The organism is Roseburia sp. TF10-5 (assembly GCF_003462365.1).
Classification (GTDB): Bacteria; Bacillota; Clostridia; order Lachnospirales; family Lachnospiraceae; genus Roseburia; species Roseburia faecis.
Genome location: NZ_QTYW01000018.1, coordinates 1 through 473 on the forward strand (window position 1 = coordinate 1; position 473 = coordinate 473).

At 36.8% G+C, this 473-nt stretch carries 1 protein-coding gene; it reads left to right on the plus strand.

Annotated features, from left to right (window positions below):
* Nucleotides 1-231: winged helix-turn-helix transcriptional regulator (locus tag DXD06_RS13545; protein WP_117832505.1), on the plus strand; the 231-nt coding region annotated here is incomplete at its 5' end.
* Nucleotides 232-473: the final 242 nt, after the last annotated feature.

The following is a 473-nucleotide window of genomic DNA, read 5'->3' on the forward strand; positions in this document are numbered from 1 at the left end:
CTTGGCAACAACACGCTAAGGTATAACCAAATCCACAAAAAAATTCCAGCTATCACTGATAAAATGCTGGCTCAGCAGTTACGCGAACTTGAAAACGATAACCTAATCATTAAAAAAATATATCCTGTAATTCCTCCAAAAACAGAGTACAGCTTAAGCGAGTTAGGCAAGACACTGATTCCTTTATTGGACTCTATGTGCGAATGGGGGCAACAATTTATGCCAGACTAAGATTTATCAAAATAACATAAAATTCAAAGAAGCGGCAACTCCTCAACAACCTGTTGACGATTTTGCCGCATCTTCATTTTAAACTATTTTACCATGATGTTTACGCCATTGCAGGCTCTTTCTTCTTAATAATCGCCTCAACTTCATCAACACCTGTTTCAGCTACATCTGCGATCTGATCCAATGTATAACCCTTTTTATACATATTCAGAATAAACTTTTCGCTTGTTTTTTCAGTAGCT